The organism is Streptococcus sp. HMSC074F05 (assembly GCF_001808725.1).
GTDB lineage: Bacteria > Bacillota > Bacilli > Lactobacillales > Streptococcaceae > Streptococcus > Streptococcus parasanguinis_I.
Genome location: NZ_KV794403.1, coordinates 1 through 2,648, shown reverse-complemented (window position 1 = coordinate 2,648; position 2,648 = coordinate 1). Strand labels below are relative to the sequence as shown.

Annotated in this window: 2 protein-coding genes; both read left to right on the top strand. The window is 42.7% G+C overall.

From position 1 onward, the window contains the following. A partial coding sequence (locus HMPREF2685_RS00780; protein WP_261710231.1) for a GBS Bsp-like repeat-containing protein occupies window positions 1-1,909 on the top strand: 1,909 nt, incomplete at its 5' end. Between the two features lie 143 nt (window positions 1,910-2,052). Next, window positions 2,053-2,648, top strand: a 596-nt coding sequence (locus tag HMPREF2685_RS00775) for a GBS Bsp-like repeat-containing protein (protein ID WP_186821430.1), incomplete at its 3' end; no start/stop codon positions are given.

The following is a 2,648-nucleotide window of genomic DNA, read 5'->3' as shown; positions in this document are numbered from 1 at the left end:
TGATGGTAGCTATCGCGTAACGATTAAGGCGAGTGAGCATAAAGGGAATAAAGGAGACTACCGTGCCGATGCATACGTCGTTGATAACTCTGGTAAACGCCACTATATCGCTGAACAAGTAGTTTCGGTTGATTACGTTCGACCAAGTGGAGTTCTGACGATTGAAAACAATACCCCAGTAGCAGGTACCTTTGATGCGGTTGTTAGTAATATTGTTGCACCGACTGGTCTAAAAGAAGTTCTAGTTCCATCATGGAGTTTGGTTGGTGGCCAAGATGACCTCATTTGGCACAAGGCAACGCGTCAAGCAGATGGTTCTTATCGTGTGACTATCAAAGCAACGGATCATAAGGATTCAACTGGTAATTACCGTGCTGATGCCTACATTGTAGATGATTCCAACAATCGTCATTATATTTCTGAAAAAGTAGTTGACGTTCGTCAATCACGCCCAACTGCTTCATTAACGATCGAAAACAATAATGTTTCAACTGGTAGTTTTGATGCGGTTATTCGTAATGTGGTGGCACCGACTGGTGTAAAGGAAATCTTAGTTCCATCATGGAGCCTTGAAAACGGACAGGATGATCTTGTATGGCACAAGGCAAATCGTCAAGCAGATGGAAGTTATCGAGTGACTATTAAAGCGAGTGATCATAAAAACTCACTAGGGAATTATCGTGCAGACCTTTATGTCGTTGATAATGATAACAACCGTCATTATGTTACTGAAACGATTGTAACTGTTAAACATGATAAACCAACTGGAATCATTTCGGTTGTCAATAACAACAAAGATACAGGTACCTTTGACGTCATTATCAAGGATGTCTACAGTCCTAAAGGTGTACGAACTGTTCAAGTCCCAACTTGGTCTGATAAGGACGGACAGGATGATCTCCGCTGGTACGAAGCAACTCGTCAAGCGAATGGAGACTACAAGGTATCGGTCAAAGCGAGCGATCACAAGAATTCTACTGGTAAGTACCATGTTCACCTTTACTACATTCAAAATGATGGTTCTCGTGTAGGTGTTGGTACCACGACTACAGAAGTGGAATTCCGAAATGCCATGACCAAGACACAAGCTGCCATTAAGAATGTCAATGCAACGAACGGGACTTATACAGTAGCTGTAGATCAAGCGCCTCAAGGTCGTCAGATTAAGAATATTCGTGTCGCAGCTTGGTCGAAAGCTCATCAAGAAAATCTTTACTGGTATTCCGCAACTCCAACAGGTATGCACACAGAGATCACAGTCTCTGCTAATAATCACGGTAATGAAGCAGGCAACTATACGACTCACGTCTATGTGGACTACAAAGATGGAGGAGTTGAAGGTTTTAACCTGGGTCAAACAGCCTTGTCTCAACGGAATCAAAAGGTGAATCCACAAACAACCTATTATTCTCAACGAGACCCTCGTTGGGCTGGGAAGTGGTATGGTGTGAGCAATGTCGATCAGTCAGGTTGTGTGCCAACCTCTCTTGCTATGACCTTCACAGATATCCTTGGCAGAACGATTTTGCCAACAACAGTGGCTGATTATCTTTACAACAATACTGATTCATTTAACAAAGGTGAAGCAGGAACGGATGCAGATGGGATTGTATCTGCTACCCGTAACTGGGGCTTGAAGAGTCAATTGGTTAACGGAGCTGGAGGCATTGCAGAAGCCCTCATGGCTGGCAAGCATGTACTTGCTGCGGTAGGCAATAGCCAATTTACTAGCGATCCTTATACCCATGAGTTGGTCTTGCATGGCTATGATAATGGTAGAACCTATGTACGCGATCCATATAATAGCGGCAACAACGGCTGGTACTCCATCAATTATCTTCACTCTATTAAGAGTAAGGATCCGATGGATAACAAGCTTGGAGCACCTTTCTTCTCTATTTTTGCATAAGCTAAACAGAAGGCCAATCTGGCCTTCTTTTTTCTTTAAAAACAGGATAAAATCTTCTAATGATATTGTTTCTTGATCCGGCGGTTTGTGCTATAATACTACTATGTGGGTACAATCCGTAAAAAAATTGTAAGGGAAGATACATGAAAAAGAAAGATCTTATTTTTTATGCTGGGACAGCTGTTTTGTTAGCTTTTTCTACACAACAAGTCAAAGCCGATGAGCAACATGCGTCCGATCAAACACAAGAAAATACATCAGCTATCGTTGCAAAAACAACAACTTCATCAGAAGCGCAGAATACTGTGAACGAAGGAGTGGGAGTTGAGAAAGGTGTTCAGACAGAAAATACCGTTCCAACAGAGACAGCACCTGTCACACCGACTGTTAGCAATAACGAGCCTTCTGACAAGGGCACTAGCGACAAGGTTACATCAGAGCATCCAGCACCTGCCGTAGTAGCTAGTCGTGCTCCATATGGCGCACGTGCACGAGTGGTAGCAGGAGAAGATAATAGTTTACCAACAGAGGAAGTACAGAAACCAAGTGGTACTTTCTCAATTGAAAATAATAACCAAACTACAGGTGCATTTGACGCGGTTGTTAGTAATATCACAGCACCACAAGGTGTGAAAGAAGTTTTGGTGCCATCATGGAGTCTTGAAAATGGTCAAGATGATCTTATTTGGCATAAGGCTACTAAGCAAACTGATGGTAGCTATCGCGTAACGATTAAGGC